The organism is Mesorhizobium sp. B2-4-2, assembly GCF_006442845.1.
GTDB lineage: Bacteria > Pseudomonadota > Alphaproteobacteria > Rhizobiales > Rhizobiaceae > Mesorhizobium.
Genome location: NZ_VFVM01000018.1, coordinates 20,133 through 41,229 on the forward strand (window position 1 = coordinate 20,133; position 21,097 = coordinate 41,229).

18 protein-coding genes are annotated in these 21,097 nt (G+C 64.2%); 9 read left to right on the plus strand and 9 right to left on the minus strand.

The features are described from left to right. Positions 1-157: 157 nt before the first annotated feature. Positions 158-565 carry a DUF2000 family protein gene (locus tag FJ942_RS26900; protein WP_140512837.1) on the minus strand — a complete coding sequence of 136 codons (408 nt, stop codon included), beginning with the start codon at positions 563-565 and terminating at the stop codon, positions 158-160. A 49-nt stretch (positions 566-614) separates the two neighbouring features. On the opposite strand from FJ942_RS26900, the gene FJ942_RS26905 reads away from it, so the two are divergent. Further along, the gene (locus FJ942_RS26905) at positions 615-1,484 is read left to right on the plus strand and encodes an AraC family transcriptional regulator (protein WP_140899504.1); all 870 of its coding nucleotides are present in this window, start codon (positions 615-617) and stop codon (positions 1,482-1,484) included. Positions 1,485-1,499: 15 nt separating this feature from the next. On the opposite strand, the gene FJ942_RS26910 is transcribed toward FJ942_RS26905, so the two are convergent. Then, positions 1,500-1,970: a MarR family transcriptional regulator gene (locus FJ942_RS26910; RefSeq protein ID WP_140501145.1), complete on the minus strand. Its 471-nt coding sequence runs from the start codon at positions 1,968-1,970 to the stop codon at positions 1,500-1,502. 414 nt (positions 1,971-2,384) lie between these two features. On the opposite strand from FJ942_RS26910, the gene FJ942_RS26915 reads away from it, so the two are divergent. The 5 genes from FJ942_RS26915 (at position 2,385) to FJ942_RS26935 (ending at position 8,194) form a co-directional block, all read left to right on the plus strand. Continuing rightward, on the plus strand, positions 2,385-3,452 hold the full coding sequence (locus tag FJ942_RS26915) for a GTP-binding protein (protein ID WP_140512833.1): 1,068 nt from the start codon (positions 2,385-2,387) through the stop codon (positions 3,450-3,452). 128 nt (positions 3,453-3,580) lie between these two features. Continuing rightward, a complete protein-coding gene (locus tag FJ942_RS26920) occupies positions 3,581-4,555 on the plus strand; it encodes a WD40 repeat domain-containing protein (protein ID WP_140686568.1) in 975 nt (324 codons plus the stop codon). 98 nt (positions 4,556-4,653) lie between these two features. Next, positions 4,654-6,027 carry an aspartate aminotransferase family protein gene (locus FJ942_RS26925; protein ID WP_140558757.1) on the plus strand — a complete coding sequence of 458 codons (1,374 nt, stop codon included), beginning with the start codon at positions 4,654-4,656 and terminating at the stop codon, positions 6,025-6,027. Positions 6,028-6,074: 47 nt separating this feature from the next. Further along, a complete protein-coding gene (locus tag FJ942_RS26930; RefSeq protein WP_140525625.1) occupies positions 6,075-7,460 on the plus strand; it encodes a glutamine synthetase family protein in 1,386 nt (461 codons plus the stop codon). Next, positions 7,457-8,194: a UdgX family uracil-DNA binding protein gene (locus FJ942_RS26935; RefSeq protein WP_224647248.1), complete on the plus strand. Its 738-nt coding sequence runs from the start codon at positions 7,457-7,459 to the stop codon at positions 8,192-8,194. The genes FJ942_RS26930 and FJ942_RS26935 overlap by 4 nt, the downstream gene beginning before the upstream one ends. A gap of 9 nt (positions 8,195-8,203) precedes the next feature. Here the strand turns inward: FJ942_RS26935 and FJ942_RS26940 are convergent, their stop codons facing one another. The 4 genes from FJ942_RS26940 to FJ942_RS26955 all read right to left on the minus strand — a co-directional run bounded on the left by FJ942_RS26940 (position 8,204) and on the right by FJ942_RS26955 (position 12,783). Beyond that, the gene (locus FJ942_RS26940) at positions 8,204-9,469 is read right to left on the minus strand and encodes a glycerate kinase (RefSeq protein WP_140899506.1); all 1,266 of its coding nucleotides are present in this window, start codon (positions 9,467-9,469) and stop codon (positions 8,204-8,206) included. A 184-nt stretch (positions 9,470-9,653) separates the two neighbouring features. Then, complete coding sequence (locus tag FJ942_RS26945; protein WP_140633652.1) at positions 9,654-10,160, minus strand: heme-degrading domain-containing protein; 507 nt, start codon at positions 10,158-10,160, stop codon at positions 9,654-9,656. Positions 10,161-10,249: 89 nt separating this feature from the next. After that, positions 10,250-11,563: a guanine deaminase gene (gene guaD / locus FJ942_RS26950; protein ID WP_140633655.1), complete on the minus strand. Its 1,314-nt coding sequence runs from the start codon at positions 11,561-11,563 to the stop codon at positions 10,250-10,252. 2 nt (positions 11,564-11,565) lie between these two features. Continuing rightward, positions 11,566-12,783, minus strand: coding sequence for a urate hydroxylase PuuD (locus tag FJ942_RS26955; protein WP_140899507.1), 1,218 nt, complete (start codon positions 12,781-12,783; stop codon positions 11,566-11,568). A gap of 138 nt (positions 12,784-12,921) precedes the next feature. Between FJ942_RS26955 and FJ942_RS26960 the strand changes: the two genes are divergently transcribed. From FJ942_RS26960 to FJ942_RS26970, 3 genes are all read left to right on the plus strand, one after another. After that, on the plus strand, positions 12,922-13,842 hold the full coding sequence (locus tag FJ942_RS26960) for a LysR family transcriptional regulator (protein ID WP_140558761.1): 921 nt from the start codon (positions 12,922-12,924) through the stop codon (positions 13,840-13,842). 108 nt (positions 13,843-13,950) lie between these two features. Then, entirely contained in the window at positions 13,951-14,934 is a 984-nt protein-coding gene (locus FJ942_RS26965; RefSeq protein WP_140558762.1) for an LLM class flavin-dependent oxidoreductase, read from the plus strand. Beyond that, a complete protein-coding gene (locus FJ942_RS26970) occupies positions 14,931-16,187 on the plus strand; it encodes an LLM class flavin-dependent oxidoreductase (RefSeq protein ID WP_140558763.1) in 1,257 nt (418 codons plus the stop codon). Before FJ942_RS26965 ends, FJ942_RS26970 begins: the two co-directional genes overlap by 4 nt. Positions 16,188-16,200: 13 nt before the next feature. Here the strand turns inward: FJ942_RS26970 and xdhC are convergent, their stop codons facing one another. The 3 genes from xdhC to xdhA form a co-directional block, all read right to left on the minus strand. Continuing rightward, positions 16,201-17,208, minus strand: a complete 1,008-nt coding sequence (xdhC, locus tag FJ942_RS26975) for a xanthine dehydrogenase accessory protein XdhC (RefSeq protein ID WP_140664222.1) — start codon at positions 17,206-17,208, stop codon at positions 16,201-16,203. Positions 17,209-17,270: 62 nt separating this feature from the next. After that, entirely contained in the window at positions 17,271-19,616 is a 2,346-nt protein-coding gene (gene xdhB / locus FJ942_RS26980) for a xanthine dehydrogenase molybdopterin binding subunit (RefSeq protein ID WP_140658494.1), read from the minus strand. Further along, positions 19,616-21,097: a xanthine dehydrogenase small subunit gene (gene xdhA / locus FJ942_RS26985; RefSeq protein ID WP_140658467.1), complete on the minus strand. Its 1,482-nt coding sequence runs from the start codon at positions 21,095-21,097 to the stop codon at positions 19,616-19,618. The genes xdhB and xdhA overlap by 1 nt, the downstream gene beginning before the upstream one ends.

Here is a 21,097-nt window from a genome sequence, read left to right on the forward strand (position 1 = left end):
GGCGGCGTCGCGCTTTCTGAAGATGTTTGGGGAGCACTCACTTGCAGGCCGGATGGAAAACTGGGCTGAGGCCCACCTTTTGCGGCAATTGCGGGCGTGCGGCAAGCCAAAAGCAGCTGGCACAACAAGACGCGCCGACAGGCTCAGGCCGGCGCCGTCAGGGATGCATGCGAGCACCCTTGGTGATCTTGTCGACCGTCTTCTTGTCGGCGCGCAATGCAATGCCGACCACCTTGGCGTCTTCCGGCGCGAATTCGGCGAAGACGGCGCGGTTGGCGGCGTCGAACCCGGTCGAGAACATCTCCTCGACATAGAGCGAGCTCGTTACTCCGCGCTCCAGGGCGCGGCTGTGGATCGCGCCGAGTGTCACCTGGTCGGCGGACAGCACGATGACGGGCTGGATCGACAGCGGGTTGTAGACATTGCCGGCGCGGTCACGATAGGGCTCGCCGATGATATCGGGGAACTGCGCGACGACGCCGCTGGTCAGGAATGCGGTGACGTTGAGTTTTTGCCAGACCGGCAGATCATCCCTGAGCACGATTGCAAATTTCGTATCGAACATGAGACAGTGACCATTCGGGGTTGTGCCCCTTTCAAGGCGAAAGGAAGCGATGTCGCTCGATCTAGGCAGCCAGGCGTTCCAGGGTCTTGGACGTTTGTGCGCGGAGGCTGCGGAAAACTGCATCATTGCCGCCCGCGACCCCGCCGGCATGGAGCGCATCGAGGCGCGATTCCACGGCAGCGCCTTCGACCTGCATCGCCACGACACCTATGCGATCGGGGTGACGCTGCAAGGCGTGCAGAGCTTTCGCTATCGCGGTGCGGTGCGGCATAGCCTGCCCGGCCAGATCATCGTCCTGCATCCCGACGAACTGCATGATGGCGGCGCCGGAACCGAGGACGGGCTGCGCTACAGGATCCTCTATCTGGAACCGTCACTGATGCTGGACTGCCTCGGCGGCGCATCGCTGCCTTTCGTCAGGCAGGCCGTGGTGGCGGACGAACGCCTGCGCGCGACCTTGCTTTCGGCGCTGGGTCCGCTGGAGGAGGAACTCGATGAGCTGTTCGTCGCCGACTTCCTGGCGCAACTGATGCAAGGGCTCGCCCGCCATGCCGGCCAGCCGGCGAGAGCGGTGCCGGGAACGGCCTGGCGGGCGGCCGCTCTGGCGCGCGACTATCTCACGGAAAACTCTGCCCGGCCCGTGCGATCCGACGAGTTGGAGGCGGTTACCGGGTTCGACCGCTATGCCTTGTCCAGGCATTTCCGCGCCGCTTTCTCCACCAGCCCGCATCGTTTCCTTTTGATGCGCCGGCTTCAGCGCGCGCGACGCATGATCGCCGCCGGCGAGCCGCTGGCACAGATCGCGGCCGAGGCCGGTTTCAGCGACCAAAGCCACTTCAACAGGCAATTCAAGAAGGCATTCGGCATGACGCCGGGACGCTGGTCTTCGCTGATCCGTGGGGCCGCAGCGGCAGCCTGATCACCGCACCGGCGGTCAGTCGTCCGACTCGGCGTCGTCGTCGATCAAGGCCAGTTCTTCGTTCGAAAGATTGGCCTCGATGCGGGCAAGAAATTTGAACAGCGCCTTCTGGTCCTTCTTGTCGAGGCCCTTCAGCGCCTGCTTTTCGGTCTTCTTCACCGACTTTTCGATGGCGCGGATGGTCTCGCGACCGGTGTCGGTGAGAAAGATATGCGCCTGGCGGGCATCGGCGTCGGAGGCGCGCTTTTGCAGAAAACCCTGTGCCTGCAGCCGATTGATGGTCTTGGTGATGGTGGGCGGGCGCACGCCGAGCCGGCCAGCCAGATTGCCCGGGGTCTGGCCGTCCTCGCGGTCGAGCGCCAGCATGATCTGGTCCTGGCCGGCATAGAAGCCATGCGCCAGCAGCCGTGCCGCAAGCGCTGTTCTTGCCAGCCTTGCCGCCGAATGCAGCCGGCTCATTGTCGCAGTTTTGTCCGCCTTGGCCATGGTCATCCCTCTTCGGCCATACCGGTGCGGGCAGCATAGACGCAGCCGGCCGGTTGGCAATCGACGATCAAAAAAGATTCCGGCGCCTGAAACAGCTTTGCCGGCAAGCATTGCGGTACCCGCCGTGGCTAATGCCAGATGATTATTTCAGTTAGATGACAAACGACTTTTCGCGAAAGCGATTGCGGTGGATCGGCCGGCCGTGGTCGTCCACAGGCTCTTTTTGCGCACCGATACCGCATGGCCTGCAGGGCGCCGCCAGCCGCCTAGTTCGACGAGACGCTGACCTAGGGATTGGACCGCAGCCATTCGCGGTTTGCCTCGTGCAAAAGCCCGCCGCGCATCCTATATGGAGCCGACAATCCCTTTCGAGGCCGCCGAAATCTTTCAAGGCCCATCCATTCGAGGCAAGCCATGAGCGACGCACAGACGCAGATCCCCGTAACCGTTCTGACCGGCTATCTCGGCGCCGGCAAGACGACGCTGCTCAACCGCATCCTGTCGGAAAACCACGGCAGGCGCTACGCCGTCATCGTCAACGAATTCGGCGAGATCGGCATCGACAACGACCTGATCGTGGAATCCGACGAGGAAATCTACGAGATGAACAATGGCTGCGTCTGCTGCACGGTGCGCGGCGACCTGATCCGCGTCGTCGAGGGCCTGATGCGCCGGCCCGGCCGCTTCGACGCCATCGTGGTGGAGACCACGGGTCTCGCCGATCCGGTGCCGGTGGCGCAGACCTTCTTCATGGACGACGACGTGCGCTCCAAGACCAAGCTCGACGCGGTGGTGGCGCTGGTCGACGCCAAGCACCTGCCGCTCAGGCTGAAGGATTCCAAGGAAGCCGAGGACCAGATCGCCTTCGCCGACGTCGTCGTGCTCAACAAGACCGACCTCGTCACACCAGAAGAACTCGCCAAGGTCGAAGCGACGATCCGCGCCATCAACCCGGCCGCAAGGATCCATCGCACCACCCGCGCCGGCGTGGCGCTGTCGGAAGTGCTCGACCGCGGCGCCTTCGACCTGTCCAGGGCGCTGGAGAACGACCCGCATTTCCTCGAGGCGCATGACGACCACCATGATCATGACCACGACCACGATCATCACCACCACGATCATGACGGGCACGATCATGACCACGATGGGCACCACCATCACGCGCATCCATCCGACATTCATGACGTGACGGTGCAGTCGGTTTCGCTGCGCGGGGGCGAGATGGATCCGAAGAAATTCTTCCCCTGGATCGAGAAGGTCACCCAGATGGAGGGGCCGAACATCCTGCGCCTGAAAGGCATCATCGCCTTGAAGGGCGACGACGAGCGTTACGTCATCCAGGGCGTGCACATGATCATCGAGGGCGACCACCAGCGCGCCTGGAAAGACGGCGAGAAGCATGAGAGCCGGCTGGTGTTCATCGGTCGCGAACTGGACCCCGAACGGCTGAGGAAGAGCTTCGAGGCCTGCCAGGCCGCTTGATTTCCGGACTTTATGGCGGTAGCGCTGCCCGCTCTTCCTTCTCCCCTTGCGGGAGAGGGTGGGGCCGCGCCTGGCGCGCTGGCGGCTCCCGAGACGACCAGCAACAATCTGGAATGGACCTGTCCTACATGCCGACCGTCGCCCCGCTTGATCTCGAAGGCCATTGCCTTGCCGCCGTCTTCCTCGGCGACGTGCCGCATTTCGCGCTGGCCGACGGCACCGTCCATCGGCTCGACAATGGCCACAAGACGGTGCAGGCCAATGACGGGCTGCTCGCGGCCTTCCACGATGCCGCCAATGACCGGCTGCTCACCGGCGGCGAAGACGGCAAGGTGTTTGCGGTGAAAGCGGGCGGCGAGGCCAAGGAATTGGCGAGCGCGGGCAAGAAGTGGGTCACCAGCGTCGCCGCTGGCCCGCAAGGTGCCATCGCCTACGCTACAGGCAAGACCGCCTATGTGCGCTTTGCCGACGGCCACACAAAAGAGTTCGCCCATCCGCGTTCGGTCGAGGGGCTGGCATTTTCGCCCAAGGGCATGCGCTTCGGCGTAGCGCGCTACAATGGCGCGACGCTGCATTTCCCGGCCGCCGAGGGCAAGCCGGTGGAGCTCGAATGGGCTGGCGCCCATACCGGCATCACCTTCTCGCCGGATGGCGCCTTCCTGGTCACCACCATGCAGGAAAACGCGCTGCACGGCTGGAAGCTGGCAGACGGCAAGCATATGCGCATGAGCGGCTATCCTGCGAAGGTCAAAAGCCTGTCATGGAGCGTGAAAGGCAAGTGGCTGGCGAGTTCCGGCGCGCCGGCGGCGATCGTCTGGCCGTTTTCAGGCAAGGACGGGCCGATGGGCAAGGCGCCGCTGGAACTCGGTACGCGCGGCAATGCGATGGTGACCTCAGTCGCCTGCCATCCGAGCCAGGATGTCGTCGCCATCGGCTATGAGGACGGCATGGTGATGGCGGTGCGTTTTTCCGACGCCAAGGAAGTGCTGTTGCGCCGCCCCGGCAAGGGCGCCATCACCTCGATGATGTGGGACAGGGAGGAACGGCGCATCGCCTTCGGCAGTGCCGCCGGCGACTGCGGCGTTATCGACATCACGGGTTAGGGGAGTAGGGGAGTAGGGCAATATGGGAGCGGGTTTAGAGCATCCGGGCCGTTGAGCGCCTACCCCACTACTCCACTACTGCGCCAGAGAGGGGTTTCATGCACAGCGCCCACACGTCCATTGGCGGCGTCAGCCGCGACCGCATTGCCGCATTGCGGGATACCGAAGGCGCCAGCTTCCGCAAGGCGCGGCCGAAATCGCAGGCCAAGGCCGGCAACGGCCTGCCCGGCTTCTTCGGTGGCGTGCCGATGCACTGGATGAACGACTGGCCGACGCCGTTTCCGATCCTGGTCGAGAGCGCCAAAGGCGCTACGATCACCGACATCGACGGCAACAGGCTCGACGATTTCTGCCTCGGCGACACCGGATCGATGTTCGGCCATTCGCCGCCGGCGATAGCGCGCGCCATCCGCCGGCAGGCCGGACGCGGCCTGACATACATGCTGCCTTCGGAAGATGCGCTCGCCATTGGACCGCTGCTGCAACAGCGCTTCGGCCTGCCGTTCTGGCAGATCGCCACGACGGCGACCGATGCCAACCGCTTCGCGCTGCGCGTTGCCCGCGCCGTCACCGGGCGAGAAAAGATATTGGTTTTCAACGGCTGTTATCACGGCTCTGTCGACGAGACGATGGTGCGGCTGATCGACGGCAAGCCGGCCAACCGGCCCGGATTGGCCGGAGAATTCCGCGACCTGACCCGCACGGCCAAGGTCATCGAGTTCAACGACGTTGCCGCGCTGGAGGCAGCGCTCAGGGACAAGGATGTCGCCTGCGTCATCGCCGAACCGGTGCTGACCAATTCCTGCATGGTGCTGGCCGATCCCGGTTTCCACGAGGCGCTGCGAAAGCTGACCCGCGCGGCCGGCACGCTGCTTCTGATCGACGAGACGCATACGATCTCGACCGGACCGGGCGGCTATTCCGCGAAATACGGGCTGGAGCCGGACCTGTTCGTGCTAGGCAAGCCGATCGCCGGTGGTGTACCGGCAAGCGTATGGGGCATGAGCGAAGAGGTCGCCTCGCGCTACGCCGACTACAACAGGACGAAAGAGCCGGGTTATTCCGGCATGGGCACGACGCTCTCGGCCAATCCTCTGCAGTTTGCCGCGATGCGCGCCGCGCTCGAAGAAGTGATGACGGCCGAGAACTACGACCGCATGGATCATCTGGCGCGGCGGCTCGATGCCGGGCTGACCACGGTCATCGACCGCTACCGCCTGCCATGGCATGTCGCCCGCGTCGGCGCCCGCGTCGAATTCATCTGCGCGCCGGGCCCGCTGCGCAATGGGGCGGAGGCGGAGGCCGCGCACGCGCCGGAACTCGAAGCCGCCATCCATGTCGCGCTGGTCAATCGCGGCGTGCTTATCGCGCCCTTCCACAATATGATGCTGATCTCTCCGGCGACCACTGGCGCCCAGGTCAACCGGCTGATCACCGCCTTCGGCGCAGTTGCGGCGGAGCTTGCGGCATGAGACAAGCCACCCAACAGACAGGCGCGCAAGCCAGGCCGGGCTCCATCATGACTTCACCTTCGGGCTCGACGCCCACCGAGGCGCAGGCCTTTCTCGACGCCCATCCTGAGATCGAAGCCTTCGATATCGTGCTGACCGATGCCAACGGCGTCGGCCGTGGCAAGATCGTGCGCCGGCACGAGCTGAAAGCCATCTTCGAAGGCGGCCGGCACATGCCGATCTCGATCCTCGGCCTCGACATCACCGGCGAGGACGTGCACGAGACCGGGCTGATCTGGACCACCGGCGACGGCGATCTGCGCGCCTGGCCGATTCCTGGCACGCTGGTGCCGCTCCACGGGACCAACCCGCCGCGCGGCCAGGTGCTGATGGCGATGTATCATCTCGACGGCGCGCCGATGTCATCGGACCCGCGGCTGGCGCTGGCAAGGCAGGTCGACATATTGGCGTCCAAGGGGCTGTACCCGGCCGGCGCCTTCGAGCTCGAATTTTTTCTCCTCGCCAATGAGCGCGACAGCGACGGCAAGGTGCAGCCGGCGCACGCCGTGCTGGATGGCCGCGTCTCGGGCAAGACCGAGGTCTACTCGGTCGACCATCTGCACGGCATGGAGCCGCTGTTTACCGACATCTATGCCGCGGCCAAGGCACAGGGCATTCCGGCCGAGACCGTGATTTCCGAATATGCGCCCGGCCAGTACGAATTGACGCTGAACTACCGCAAGGATGTGATGCGGGCGGCCGACGACCTCGTCATGCTGAAACGGCTGGTTCGGGCGCAGGCGCGCCGCCATGGCGTCACCGCTTGCTTCATGGCCAAACCGATCGAGAAATATGCCGGCTCCGGCATGCATTTCCACGTCTCGCTGCAGGACAAGGCTAGCCGAAACGTTTTTTCGGAGGCCGGTGGCGAGAGTTGGTCGCTGCCACTGCTGCGCGGGCTGGGCGGCCTGATCCAGACCATGGCGGAATCGATGCTGGTGTTTGCGCCGCACGCCAATTCCTGGCGGCGCTTCGTCTCCCAATCCTATGCACCGGTGGCGCCGACCTGGGGCGTCAACAACCGGTCGGTGGCGCTGCGCGTGCCGGCGGGCGACGCCAGGAACCGGCGCATCGAGCATCGGCCGTCGGGCGTCGACGCCAACCCCTATCTGATCGCGGCAACCGTGCTTGCCGGCATCGTCAAAGGGCTCGACGAAGGCCTCGACCCCGGCCCCGAGACGACCGGAAACGGCTATGAGGCGGCGGTGACGCGCACGACCATGCCGGTCGACTGGCGCGCGGCGATCGAGGGGGCCAGAGCGTCCAGCTTCCTCAAAGGCGCGCTTGGCGAAGACCTGCACCGCACCTTCGTGGCGATCAAGCAGTCCGAATACCTGCGCGTGGCGCGCACGGTCAGCGAGCTGGACTATCACCTCTATCTGCACGAGGTCTGAGCCCTCGGAGGAACCATCGCCCTTCCCGTCCATTTCAGTGTCAGAACCGACAGGACAGGATGATGGCGACCACAGGCCAAACGCATGAAGCGAAGAGGCCGGCCAGGCGCATTTCCGGGCCGTCCGACGAGCCACTGCCAGATGTCACCTCGATCTCGGAGCTGCGTGAGGTAGCGAAGGCTTGCCACCGCTGCCCGCTGTGGCGCGATGCGACGCAGACCGTGTTCGGCGAAGGGCCTGACGGCGCCAAGGTGATTTTCGTCGGCGAGCAGCCCGGCGATCAGGAAGATCTCGCCGGCGCTCCCTTCGTTGGCCCGGCCGGCAGGGTGTTCGACGCCATACTGGACGACGCCGGGGTCGACCGCCAGAAAGTCTACGTCACCAATGCGGTCAAGCACTTCAAGTTCGAGCCGCGCGGCAAGCGTCGCATTCATTCCAAGCCGAACGCCGGCGAGATTCAGGCGTGCCGCTGGTGGCTCGACCAGGAATTCGGACTGATCAAACCGAACCTTGCCGTGGCGCTTGGCGCAACGGCGGCATTGTCGCTGCTCGGCAAGGCGGTTCCGGTGACGAAGATGCGCGGCCAGGCGATCGAGCGGGAAGATGGCATGCGTGTGTTCATCACCATCCATCCATCCTTCATCCTGCGCATCCGTGACCGTGCGGACAAGGAGGCCGAGCGAGAACGGTTCCTTGACGACATGAAGCAGGTGAAGCGGCTGATGGCTGCCTGATCCAAACGATTAGCGAATCAGGATGGCCCTGAGATCGTTGACATTGGTGCCGGTCGGACCGGGCACGAACAGATCGCCGACCGCGTTGAAAGCCGTCCAGGCATTGTTGCCTGCCAGCATCGCCTTGGCGTCGATGCCGACCGCGCGCATGCGCGCGACCGTGGAACCATCGGCGAAGGCGCCGGCATTGTCCTCCGAGCCGTCGATGCCGTCGGTGTCGGCGGCCAGGGCGTGAATGCCCTTCACATCATTGATGCCGATGGCGAAGGCGAGCAGGAATTCGGAGTTGCGGCCGCCTTTCCCCTTGGCACGCAGCGTCACCGTGGTCTCGCCGCCGGACAGGATCAGCACCGGCTTTGAGAAAGGCCGATTGCGTGTCGCTACTTCGCGCGCGATGGCCGCGTGAACCCCGCCCACCTCGCGGGCTTCGCCTTCGATGGCATCCGAGAGAATGACAGCTTCGATGCCCTGTCGGCTCGCTTCCGCTGCGGCTGCTTCGAGCGACACGCCGGCGGAGGCGATCAGATGCACCTCGTTGCGCGAAAAGCGCTCATCCCCGGGAACTGGTGCATCGGCGGCCGGTGAATTGATATGCGCCATGACCGAGGCCGGCAGGTTCATGCCGTAGGCTGATATCGACGCCAGCGCATCCGCCCGGCTGCCGGTGTCGGGAACGGTCGGGCCGGATGCGACCAGCGCCGGATTGTCACCGGGAATATCGGAGACAACCAGCGACACCATTTTGGCCGGCCAGGCGGCGGCGGCCAGCCGGCCTCCCTTGATGGTGGAAAGATGCTTGCGGATGGTGTTCATCGCCGCGATCGGCGCGCCCGACGCCAGCAGCGCCTCGTTGACGGCGATCTCGTCGGCCAATGTCAGGCCGGTTGCCGGTGACGGCAGCAGCGCCGAACCGCCGCCGGAAATCAGCGCCACCACCAGATCGTCGGCGGTCAGCCCTTGCACCTTCCCGAGCAGCCGCCGCGAAGCCTCGAGCCCGGCGGCGTCCGGCACCGGATGCGCCGCCTCGATGATCTCAATGCGCTCACATTTCGCGTCATAGCCGTAGCGGGTGACGACCAGTCCTTCGAGCGGGCCGTCCCATGCTTTCTCGAAGGCCGCCGCCATCTGCGCCGAGCCTTTGCCGGCGCCGATCACGATGGTGCGGCCCTTGGGCCTGACCGGCAAATGATAGCGGATGGTCTTTTCCGGATCGGCGGCGGCGACGGCGGCGTTGAAGATGGAGGTGAGGAAGGATTTGGGATCGAGAATGGTCATATCCGGCAGCCAGCAGCGTTTCGCGCATTCTTGCAGAGCTGACGTTGCGCCTCACCCCGACCCTCTCCCCGTGAAGAACGGGCATAGGGGGATAGCCAGCGGTGGAGCGTTTCACTTCCACCCGCAGCAGCTACAGCGCAGCTGCTGCGAAGGACGGGCAGGCGGATGAGGGGCGGCGCCGATGTCACGATTTTTCTTCCGGCGGCAATACCAGTTCGCGCTTGTCGAGGCCCAAATGATTACACAGCGCATCGACCACCACGCCGTGATCCTCGCGCTCCGGCAACCCGGAGACGGCGATGACGCCGATGACCCCGACACCCTTGACCGTGACGGGAAAGCCGCCGCCGGCCAGCACGTAGTCAGCAATATCCAGGCCCTCGCCGATCTTGAAAGTGCGGTCGGGGCGCTGCTGTTCCAGCACCATGCGGTAAGTGCTTTTCAGGAACCGCTTGACGACGTTGATTTTGCGCCGCGCCCAGTCGGGATTGGAAGCGTTCGAGCCCGGCATGGCGGCGTAGAACAGCGGCCGGTCGAAGGTCCTGATATCGGCGATGATCGGGAGATTTTCGGCGAGCGCCCGGTCGCGGATCGCGGATCCGATACTGAACGCAACCGCCTCGTCGAAGGCGGGAAAGACAAGGGCTTCCTCCTGTCTCTTGATCAGAGCGATGTCTTCGGCAACGGCCATGTCGTTCCCCTTTCAACGTCGCCGCACGCTTTGACGGATGGTTGCCGCTGGGTCAAGCCCGGGTCAAGCAAGGAACGCGCCGTCACGTTCTAAATTGCCAAATCGGTTTTTGCCGGCCGACCCGCCACATAGACCTCGCGCACGGCGCGATCATCGCCCAGCGTCTGCAAGAGAAAGAGTTCCTGCGCCAGCGTCTCGACGGTCTCCATCCTGAGCCGCATCGACGACGTCGCCCTGGCGTCCAGCACGACGATATCGGCATCGGTGCCTTCCTCCAGCGTGCCGATCCTTTGCGCCACCGACAGCGCCTCGGCGTTGCCGCGCGTGACCTGCCAGAAGGACTGGAACGGGTTCAGCTTCTCGCCGTTCAGCGCGATCACCTTGTAGCCCTCGTCCATGGTGCGCAGCATGGAATAGTTGGTGCCGCCACCGACATCGGTGGCGGCGGCGATGCGGAGGGCTTTATCGCGGGTGCGGTAGCGCTGATAATCGAACAGGCCGGAGCCGAGGAACAGGTTCGAGGTCGGGCAGAACACGGCTACGGAGCCGCTGTCCGAAAGCGCGTCCGCCTCCCGCTCCGACAGATGGATGCAATGGCCGAGCAGGCTCTTTCTCCCCAACAGCCCGTAATGCTCGTAGACGTCGGTGTAATCGCGCGACCACGGATAAAGCTCCTGCGTGAAGGCGATCTCGGCATGGTTTTCCGACAGATGCGTCTGGATGTGCAGGTCGGGGTATTCGCGGCACAGCGCGCCGGCCATCTCCATTTGCTCCGGCGACGAGGTGATCGCAAAGCGAGGTGTGATGGCGTAAAGCTGCCGGCCCTTGCCGTGCCACTCGCTGATCAGCGCCTTGCTGTCGTCATAGCCCGATTGCGGCGTGTCGAGCACGCCATCGGGCGCGTTGCGATCCATCATCACCTTGCCGGCAATGTTGAGCATGTTGCGATCATGCGACTCGGCGAAGAAAGCTTCTGCGGAGGCCTTGTGCACGGAACAGTAGGCGGCAACCGTCGTGGTGCCGTGGCGCACCATCTCGTCGAGGAATAGCCGCGCGACGCGCCGGCCATGCTGCGCATTGGCGAACTTCGTCTCCTCCGGGAAAGTGTAGGCGTTCAGCCAGTCGAGCAGTTCGGCGCCGTAGGAGGCGATGATCTGCATCTGCGGGAAATGCACATGGGCATCGATGAAGCCCGGCAGCAGCAGATGCGGCCGGTGATCAATCCTTCTCGCTGTCTCGCCTGCCTGCCTTTCAACATCGACGTAAGCGCCGGCGGCGACGATCCTGCCGTCGCGGATCAGCAGGCCGCCATCCTCCTCGTAGCGCCAGGCGGAATGATCATCGATGCTTTCAGGCCAGCGCACGAAGGACAGCGTGCGGCCACGCAGAAGCGTCGATGTCATGCTTATTTCCCCGCGCCTTCGAACCAGGCCACCAGCAGTGCCCGCTCCTTGTCTGTGATCTGGCTGACATTGGCGGGCGGCATGGCATGGCTGCGGCCGGCCTGCAGATAGATCTCGCGGGCATGCTCGGCGATGTTGACGTCGGTATCCAGCATCACGCCCTTGGGCGCATGGTAGATGCCCTCGTAGACCGGCTCCTGGGCATGGCACATCGAGCAGCGGCCGAGCACGGTGTCGCGCACGGCCGCGAAATGGGCCGAGGCGACATAGACTTGCGCCGAGGCGGACGCCTTCGGTTCGCCGGTCAACACCTTCGGCACGGTCGACAGCCAGATGATGACGAGGAACAGGACAAGGGCGCCCAGCCAGGTCCAGTGCGGGTTGCCGGCGCGCTTGTGAACGGTGTTGAAGTAGTGGCGGATCAGCACGCCGATGATGAACACCAGAGAGGCGATGATCCAGTTGAACTCGGTGCCGAACGCCAGAGGATAGTGGTTCGACAGCATCAGGAACAGCACCGGCAGCGTCAGATAGTTGTTGTGGAGCGAGCGCTGCTTGGCGATCTTGCCATATTTCGGATCGGGTTTGCGGCCGGCGATCAGATCGGCGACGACGATCTTCTGGTTGGGGATGATGACCATGAAGACATTGGCCGACATGATCGTGGCGGTGATGGCGCCCAGATGCAGGAAAGCGGCGCGGCCGGTGAACAGATGGGTCAGCCCCCAGGCGATGAACACCAGCAAGCAGTAGAGCACCAGCATCAGGCCGGTGTCGCTTTTGCCCAGCGGCGAACGGCAGAGCAGGTCATAGACTACCCAGCCGACGCCGATCGTCGCCATCGACAGGAGGATGCCGACCGGTACAGACATCGGCAGCACGTTGGGATCGATCAGGAACAGGTCGGCCCCTGCATAGTAGACCACGCACAGCATGGCGAAGCCGGACAGCCAGGTGGCGTAGGATTCCCATTTGAACCAGGTGAGGTGTTCCGGCATCTCGGCCGGCGCGACCAGGTATTTCTGGATGTGATAGAAGCCGCCGCCATGCACCTGCCACTCCTCGCCGAAGGCGCCGACAGGCATGCCCGGTCGCTGGCGCAAACCGAGATCAAGCGCGACGAAATAGAAGGACGAGCCGATCCAGGCGATGCCGGTGATGACGTGCAGCCAGCGCACGGCAAAGCTCAGCCAGTCCCAGAAAATAGCGAAATCCATCATTGAAGTCGTCCCTGCCGATGAAGCGACTTTACGGTGTGGCGCGCAAACGGAAAGAAGCGAGGTGTGCGATGACTTTCAAAAAAAATTGGAAAATACTAGGTTGCTCGCACACAGCTTGATTGAAAGCCCCTGAACCGCATGGCCTATCTCGACAACATCGCCGTCTTCGTCCGCGTGGTCGAGCTCGGCAATCTGTCGGCGGCCGGGCGCGACATGCGCATTTCGCCGGCGGTTGCTTCCAACCGAATCAAGGAGCTGGAGAAGCACCTTGGTGTGCGGCTGTTCAACCGCACGACACGACAATTGATGCCGACCGAGCATGGCACGGTGTTCTACACCGGCGCCAAGCAGGTGCTGGAAGCGATCACCGAGGCGGAGGCCGCGGTTTCGGCCCTTTCCGGTCAGCCGCGCGGCACCATCCGCGTGACCGCGCCGCTCGGCCTCGGCCGCCGCCTGGTCGCCTCGGGTATTCCCGATTTCCACGACAAATATCCTGATATCGAAGTGCGGCTGAGGCTCTCGGATCACAATGTCGATATCATGAAAGAGGGCATCGACGTCGCCTTCCGACTCGGTATCATCGAAGATTCCAGCCTCAGGATGCGCGGCATCATGGAATGCGAGCGGGTGCTGGTGGCGGCACCCAAATATCTGGAGGCGCGCGGAGAGCCGGCCGAGCCGCAGGAACTGATCAGCAGGAAGCACGATTGCCTGATGCTGCGCTATTCCGGCGCGCGCGAATATGTCTGGACCTTGCAGACGCCGAACGGACCGCAGAAATTCGAGGTGCACGGGCCCTATGATACGGACGATGGCGACGTGCTGACCGGCTGGGCGCTGTCGGGGCGCGGCATCATCAACAAGCCGCGCTTCGAGGTCGAGCCGTTCATCCGCGACCGGCGGCTGAGGATCATCCTGGCCGGCACGCCGCCGACGCCGGTGCAGTTCGCCGCCGTCTATCCGCACAAGAAGCTGCAGGACCCGAAGGTGCGCCTGCTGCTGGATTTCATGGCCGAGCGCTGCCAGCGGCTGATCAAGGACATACTGGTCGGCAAGTGAGCGGCTCCTGGCCCAGTCGCAAGGGTTGCCTTGCGCGAAGGCGAACTTAGGTTCGCGGATGCCGCCTCATGGCCGATGGGCTTTGCGCCGACTGACGAGCTAGCCACAATGCATCTCACCGTTTCGCTCAACATTGCCTCCACGGCCGGGCAGGCCGGCGCGCTCACCTTCAGCGACTTGGCCGGCTTCGCGCAGCGGGCGGAAGCGGCCGGGCTGGACATGATTGTTCTCGACGATGCGCCGCCGGGCAGGGCCGGGTCGGGCAACCCGTTCGAAGCGACGACCCTGCTTGCCGCACTGGCGACCGTGACGAGCAGGATCGGGCTGGTCGCCACCGCGTCGATGGTTGCCCACCAGCCCTACAATCTGGCGCGCCGGTTCGCCTCGCTCGATATCATCAGCCACGGTCGCGCCGGATGGAACGCAACGATGGCGCAGGCGCCGAGCGAGGCGGCCAATTTCAGCCGGCCGGATGGATTTTCCAGCGACGAGTTTCGCCGCCGCTCCGAGGAATACATCGGCATCGTCCAGGGCTTGTGGAATGGCTGGGAGGCGGACGCGCTGTTGTTCGACAAAGACAGCGGCCGCTTTCACGATCCCGGAAAAATGCACCAACTCGACCACAAGGGCGAATTCTTCGCCGTGCGCGGACCGCTGAACGTGGCGCGCTCGCCGCAGGATACGCCGGTTCTGGTCCTGTCCGGCCTGGCGGCAGGCGACCTCGACATTGCCGCGCGCACAGCCGATGTCATCCTGCTGGACGAAAGGCAGGCAGCGCGGCGCAGGGCACGCCATGACGAATTCAGGCGCCGCGTTTCCGCGTCCGGGCGCGAACCGGATGCCGTGAGAATATTGGCTGACATATCCCTCGCCGCCAACGGCGTCGCCGGGCTGGCCGACAGGATGGAGGAAGAATTCCGGGCGAACAATTGCGACGGATTCAACATCCGGCTGTCCGCGCACATTTCAGCGCTCGACGATTTCACCAATCGCGTTCTGCCGGAGCTGCGGCGGCGCGGCGTGATTCGACAGAGCCATGGGGGCACAACGCTGCGCTCGCATCTGGGACTCAGCGGCGGAGGCGACCGATGACCGCGCGCCAGATGAAGCTCGGCGTCTTTCTGTGGGCGACGGGCCACCATATCGCCGCCTGGCGGCATCCCCAGGCCCATGTGAAGGCCGGGATCGACATCGATCATTACGTCGCGCTGGCGCGCACGGCGGAAGCGGCGAAATTCGACCTGTTGTTCTGCGAGGATGCGGCCGGCCTGCGCGAAGCCGATGTCAGCATCGCCAGCCAGACCTCGCGTTCGATCGGCTTCGAGCCGATCAGCCTGCTTTCCGCACTCGCTGTCCAGACCAGCCGCATCGGCCTCGTCTCCACGGCTTCGACCAGCTACAACGAGCCTTACGGGCTGGCACGAACCTTCCTTTCGCTCGACCAGCTGAGCGGCGGGCGCGCCGGCTGGAACCTGGTCACGTCGGCCAGCCCGATCGAGGCCGCCAACTTCGGCGCAACGGGTCTCAGACCCCACGCCGATCGTTATGAACGGGCACGAGAATTCGCCGAAGTCGTCACCAGGCTTTGGCACGGCAAGCTCGGCGCCTCCGGCCATGACGGCCAGAGCTTTTCGGTGTGCGATCCACTCGATTTGCCGCGTTCGCCGCAGGGCGCCCCGGTCATGGTTCAGGCCGGCGCCTCGGATGTCGGCCGCGATCTCGCCGCTCGCACCGCCGATGTGGTGTTCACCGCCGCGCAGACTTTCGCGGAAGCGAAGGCTTTCTACGACGATCTCAAGGGCCGTCTGGCGGCCTATGGACGCGAACCGGACGACATCAAGATCATGCCCGGCGTCGCCCCGGTGGTGGCGGAAACCGAAGCGGAAGCGCGGGCGAAATACGAGGAGCTGCAGGAGCTGATCCCCGATGACGTCGGCGTAGCGCTGCTGTCCAGCTATCTCAGCATCTCCGATCTTCGGCGCTATCCGCTCGACGGGCCGCTGCCCGAATTGCCGGAGAGCGAAGGCATGAAAAGCCGGCAGGCCCTGGTCATCGAGCAATCGCGCCGCGACGGCCTTTCCATCCGCCAGCTTGCCCGCCATTTCGCCGGCGCACGCGGCCATTGGCGCATCGTCGGGACCGCGGTGCAGATCGCAGACGAACTCCAGGCCCGGTTCGAGGGCGGTGCGGCGGACGGCTTCAACGTCATGCCGTCATATTTCCCCGGCGAACTCGATGCCTTCGCCACCCTAGTTGTGCCGGAGCTGCAGCGGCGCGGCCTGTTTCGCAGGGAGTATGAGGGCCGCACACTGCGCGATCATCTGGGCTTGAAGCAACCGGTATAGCCGCGACGTGACCTTACCCGGCCAACGTCCTATCATGCGGCATCTGACGTCCGGCATTTGACGCGGCGCCGTGATTGACCAGCGCCGTCATGATCTCGGCGGCCGCTAGCGCGGCAATGACGGATGGGCGCTTGTCTTTCACGGCGTCACCGCCAATTGGGGAAACGAGGCGGGCAAACTGCGCTTCCGTACCCTCCGCCGATTTCAGCAACCAGTTCCTGAACGTCGCTTTCTTGGTCTTCGAGCCGATCATGCCGACATAGGCGGTGTCGCCACGCTTCAGGGCTTCGGCGACAATCAGGAAGTCCAGCGCATGATCATGGGTGAGGATGGCGAAGGCGCTGCCTGCAGGCGCGTTGCGCACCTCGGCTTCAGGCATCGGGGTCAGCCGCGTCTCGACGGCTTCCGGCATTCCGTCTAGCGCGTCGGCCCGTGTTTCGATGACAACGGCACGCACAGGGAGAAGCGCTACCGCGGAGGCCAGCGCCTGCCCGACGTGGCCGCCGCCGAAGATGTAGACATAAGGCAGTTCAGCCTGCTCGATTTCCGCGGCCGAAATCAGCTCCTGCGCCAACGTCGCATCGACGAGGCGGATCGACACCTCGACGCGCCCGCCGCAGCATTGGCCGATCTCCGGACCGAGCGCCACGTCGAGGATCACGTGGGCGTCGGGGCGGGTCTCTTCACCCTCCCCCTTGTGGATAGGGTTGGACGACGTCGTCGTCGAGGGATCTGTGAACGCCGCTCCCCCGCCCCGTTTCGCTGACGCCGCTTCGCGGCGTCCGCTCGCCGACCCTCCCCGCAAGGAGGAGGGTAAAGAGCCCAGCATCTGCCGTGCCTTGTCGATGGCCATATATTCCAGTTGGCCGCCGCCGATCGTGCCCGATGTCGCTGCTTGCGAGACGAGCATGAAGGCGCCCTTCTCGCGCGGCGTCGAGCCCTTCGTCGCCGCGACCTCGACGAGCGCGACCCGGCCGGTTTGGCCAAGAAAGGCTTTCAGGCTTTGCACAGTCGTGTTCATTTTTTACATTCCCTGTCGGGAAATATAGGCCTTTTCGGCCTGTTTTGCACGTTTTGCCGGAGTCAGGTCTTCGCCTCTTTCTTCAGCCGCTCGATCGCCATCAGCACGCGTTCCGGTGTCGCAGGCGCATCGAGACGTGGACAGATCCTGTGGTCGGCGACGCTTGCCACCGCGTCGGACAGGGCATGCAGCACCGACATGCCGAGCGGGAAGGGCGGCTCGCCGACCGCCTTGGAGCGATGGATCGTCGGCTCACCGGCCTCCGGCCAATCGGCCAGTGTCACGTTGAAGATCTTAGGCCGGTCCGACGCCAGCGGGATCTTATAGGTCGAGGGCGCATGCGTGCGCAGCCGGCCCTTGTCATCCCACCACAGTTCCTCGGTCGTCAGCCAGCCCATGCCCTGGATAAAGCCGCCCTCGACCTGGCCGAGGTCGATGGCGCGGTTCAGCGAGCGGCCCGTCTCGTGCAGGATGTCGGTGCGTTCGACCATGTATTCGCCGGTCAGCGTGTCGACCGAGACTTCCGAGCAGGAGGCGCCATAGGCGAAATAATAGAAAGGACGGCCCTCGCCCTTGTCGCGGTCCCAGTGGATCTTCGGCGTCTTGTAAAAGCCGGCCGCCGAAAGCTGGATGCGGGCCATATAGGCCTGCTTGACGAGGTCGGCGAAAGGTATCTCCTGGTTGCCGATTCGCACCCTGTTGGGCAGGAACAGCACCTGGTCGCGTGGCACCTGGTATTTCTCGGCGGCGAAATCGGTCAGCCGGTCCTTGATCTGGCGGGCGCCATTCTGCGCCGCCATTCCATTGAGGTCGGTGCCGGACGACGCGGCGGTGGCCGAGGTGTTCGGCACCTTGCCGGTGGTCGTCGCGGTGATCTTCACCTGGTCGAGATCGATCTGGAACTCTTGCGCCACCACTTGCGCCACCTTGACGTTGAGGCCCTGCCCCATCTCGGTGCCGCCATGGTTCAGATGCACCGAACCGTCGGTGTAGACATGCACCAGCGCGCCGGCCTGGTTGTAATGCGTGGCGGTAAACGAGATGCCGAATTTGACCGGCGTCAGTGCGAGGCCTCGCTTGATGAAGCGGCTGTTGTTGTTGAAGGCCGAGATTTCGCGCCGGCGCCTTGCATAGCTGGCGCTTTCTTCCAGTTCCGCGACGATGCGGTGGATGATGTTGTCCTCGACCGCCTGGTGGTAGGGCGTGACGTTGCGGTCGGCGGTTCCATAGAAATTCCGCTTGCGGATCTCAAGCGGGTCCTTGCCGACGGCAAACGCCACCTCGTCGATGATACGCTCGGCGCCGACCATGCCTTGAGGGCCGCCGAAGCCGCGAAAGGCGGTGTTCGAGACCGTGTTGGTGTAGAGCGGCGCCGACTGTGCATGCACAGCCGGCCAGAAATAGGTGTTGTCGCAGTGGAACAGCGCGCGGTCGGTGACCGGGCCTGAAAGGTCCGCAGAAAAGCCGCAGCGCGCCGCGAACATGAAGTCGACGCCGAGAATATTGCCCTCATCGTCGAAGCCGGCTTCGTAGTCGATGAGGAAATCGTGCCGCTTGCCGGTGGCGATCATGTCGTCATCGCGATCGGGCCGGATTTTCACTGCCCGATGATGCTTCTTGGCTGCGATCGCGGCCAGCGCTGCAAACTGGTTGCCCTGCGTTTCCTTGCCGCCGAAGCCGCCCCCCATGCGACGCATTTCCACGGTAATGGCGTTGCTCGGCACGCCGAGTGCATGACCAACCATGTGCTGGACTTCGCTCGGATGCTGCGTCGAGGAATAGATGGTGACGTCCTGATCCTCGCCGGGAACCGCCATCGCGATATGCCCTTCGAGGTAGAAATGCTCCTGGCCGCCGACGCGCATTTTTCCTTTCAGCCGGCGGGGGGCCTGACGGATCGCAGCAGCCGCGTCGCCGCGCTTCAGCGTCAGAGGCGGCGTGACGAGTTTGTCCTTGCTCGGATCAAGCGCGCCGATGTCGGTGACGAAAGGCAATTCCTCGTATTCGACCCTTGCCAGCCTCGTGGCGCGCCGCGCCTGCTCGCGCGTCTCGGCAATCACGCAAAAGATCGGCTGGCCGAAAAACTGTACCTTGCCGTCGGCGAGTACCGGCTCGTCATGGCGCCCGGTCGGCGAAATGTCGTTCTCGCCCGGCACATCCTTTGCCGTGAGCACGTCGATCACGCCGGGGGCGGCGCGCACCGCCGACAGGTCCATTTTGGCGATGGCGGCATGCGTGGCCGTGGCCAAGCCGAGGCAGCCATGCAGCGTGCCCGCCGGTTCGGGCATATCATCGATGTAAACGGCGCTGCCGCTGACATGCTTGTGCGCGGAATCATGGCGCTGGTCTGTGGCGACGCCGCCGACGATCTTTTCGGCCTTTAAATTGGCGCTGGCGTGCTTGTTCATCATGCCGCCTCGTTGCGCGACACCTGGAACGGTGCCCTGGTGCCGGTGGTTTCGACAAAGAAACGCAGCAACAAGTTTTTCGCCGCCAAAGCCCGATATTCAGCGCTTGCCCGCATGTCGGTGAGCGGCGTGAAATCCGTTGCGTATTCGGTCATCGCCGCCTCGACTGTTTCTTCGGTCCAGGGTTTGCCGAGCAGAGCTTTCTCGACCGCCGCAGCCCGCTTCGGCGTCGCCGCCATGCCGCCATAGGCGATGCGGATATCGGCCACGGTGCCGTCCCTGGCCAAGGTCAGAAAAAACGCGCCGAGGGCGGCGGTGATATCCTCGTCGCGGCGCTTGGTGATCTTGTAGACGCCGAACTTCGTTTCGTTTGCCGGAACCGGCACATGCACGGCCTCGACGAACTCGCCGGCCTGCCGGTCCTGCTTGCCATAGGCGATGAAGAAATCCTCGAGCGGGATCGTGCGCCGCTTGCTTCCACGGCGCAGCGTCAGCCGCGCGCCGAGCGCGATGAATGGCGGCGGTGTGTCGCCGATCGGCGAGCCATTGGCGATGTTGCCGCCGATCGTGCCCATGTTGCGCACCTGTTCGCCGCCGATGCGATCGAACAATGGCCCGAGCGCCGGGATGCGTTTCGACAGCATCGCGAAGGCATCGGAATAGGTGACGCCGGCGCCGATCGAGATCACGTCCTTGTCCTCGGCAATGGCGCACAGCCCGTCGAGATTGCCGATGAAGATGACAGGCGAAATATCGCGCATGTGCTTGGTCACCCAGAGACCGACATCGGTCGAGCCGGCGACGATGGTGGCGCCCGGTTCCTTGTCGAGCACGGCGGCGAAATCGTCAACGTCAGCCGGCACGACGAGCCGCGCCTTGCCGGCGCCGATCTCGATCCGTGCGCCGTCGCCCATCGCCTCGAGTCTGGCCATGATCGACTGACGCTCCAGCGCCAGCGGATCCTTCTGTGCTTTGCCGTAGCTGGAGATGGCGCGAGCCGCGCGCATGATCGCCTCATAGCCGGTGCAGCGGCAGAGATTGCCCTGCAAGGCCTTTTCGATAGCCGCGTCCGACGGTTCCGGTGATTTCATCCACAAGCCGTAAAGCGACATGACGAAACCTGGCGTGCAGAAGCCGCATTGCGAACCGTGGAAATCCACCATCGCCTGCTGCACCGGGTGCAACTGGCCCGGCGTTCCACGGAGATGCTCGACCGTCACGACATGGGTGCCGTCCAACGAACCCAGAAAGCGGATGCAGGCGTTGACACTTTCATAGACCAGTTCGCCGGCGGAAAGCCTGCCGACCAGCACGGTGCAAGCGCCGCAATCGCCCTCTGCGCAGCCTTCCTTGGTGCCGCGCAGCGATCGGTCGAGCCGCAGCCAGTCGAGCAAGGTCGCGTCAGGCGCCACGGATGACAGCACGACATCCCTGCCGTTGAGGATAACACGAATATCGTTACGGATCTTGACCTCGGCCAC

Bases quoted from the DNA above. Each gene is read 5' to 3' on its own strand.
- FJ942_RS26900 (WP_140512837.1), bottom strand. From the start codon at position 565: ATGTTCGATACGAAATTTGCAATCGTGCTCAGGGATGATCTGCCGGTC.
- FJ942_RS26905 (WP_140899504.1), top strand. From the start codon at position 615: ATGTCGCTCGATCTAGGCAGCCAGGCGTTCCAGGGTCTTGGACGTTTG.
- FJ942_RS26910 (WP_140501145.1), bottom strand. From the start codon at position 1,970: ATGGCCAAGGCGGACAAAACTGCGACAATGAGCCGGCTGCATTCGGCG.
- FJ942_RS26915 (WP_140512833.1), top strand. From the start codon at position 2,385: ATGAGCGACGCACAGACGCAGATCCCCGTAACCGTTCTGACCGGCTAT.
- FJ942_RS26920 (WP_140686568.1), top strand. From the start codon at position 3,581: ATGCCGACCGTCGCCCCGCTTGATCTCGAAGGCCATTGCCTTGCCGCC.
- FJ942_RS26925 (WP_140558757.1), top strand. From the start codon at position 4,654: ATGCACAGCGCCCACACGTCCATTGGCGGCGTCAGCCGCGACCGCATT.
- FJ942_RS26930 (WP_140525625.1), top strand. From the start codon at position 6,075: ATGACTTCACCTTCGGGCTCGACGCCCACCGAGGCGCAGGCCTTTCTC.
- FJ942_RS26940 (WP_140899506.1), bottom strand. From the start codon at position 9,469: ATGACCATTCTCGATCCCAAATCCTTCCTCACCTCCATCTTCAACGCC.
- FJ942_RS26945 (WP_140633652.1), bottom strand. From the start codon at position 10,160: ATGGCCGTTGCCGAAGACATCGCTCTGATCAAGAGACAGGAGGAAGCC.
- guaD (WP_140633655.1), bottom strand. From the start codon at position 11,563: ATGACATCGACGCTTCTGCGTGGCCGCACGCTGTCCTTCGTGCGCTGG.
- FJ942_RS26955 (WP_140899507.1), bottom strand. From the start codon at position 12,783: ATGATGGATTTCGCTATTTTCTGGGACTGGCTGAGCTTTGCCGTGCGC.
- FJ942_RS26960 (WP_140558761.1), top strand. From the start codon at position 12,922: ATGGCCTATCTCGACAACATCGCCGTCTTCGTCCGCGTGGTCGAGCTC.
- FJ942_RS26965 (WP_140558762.1), top strand. From the start codon at position 13,951: ATGCATCTCACCGTTTCGCTCAACATTGCCTCCACGGCCGGGCAGGCC.
- FJ942_RS26970 (WP_140558763.1), top strand. From the start codon at position 14,931: ATGACCGCGCGCCAGATGAAGCTCGGCGTCTTTCTGTGGGCGACGGGC.
- xdhC (WP_140664222.1), bottom strand. From the start codon at position 17,208: ATGAACACGACTGTGCAAAGCCTGAAAGCCTTTCTTGGCCAAACCGGC.
- xdhB (WP_140658494.1), bottom strand. From the start codon at position 19,616: ATGAACAAGCACGCCAGCGCCAATTTAAAGGCCGAAAAGATCGTCGGC.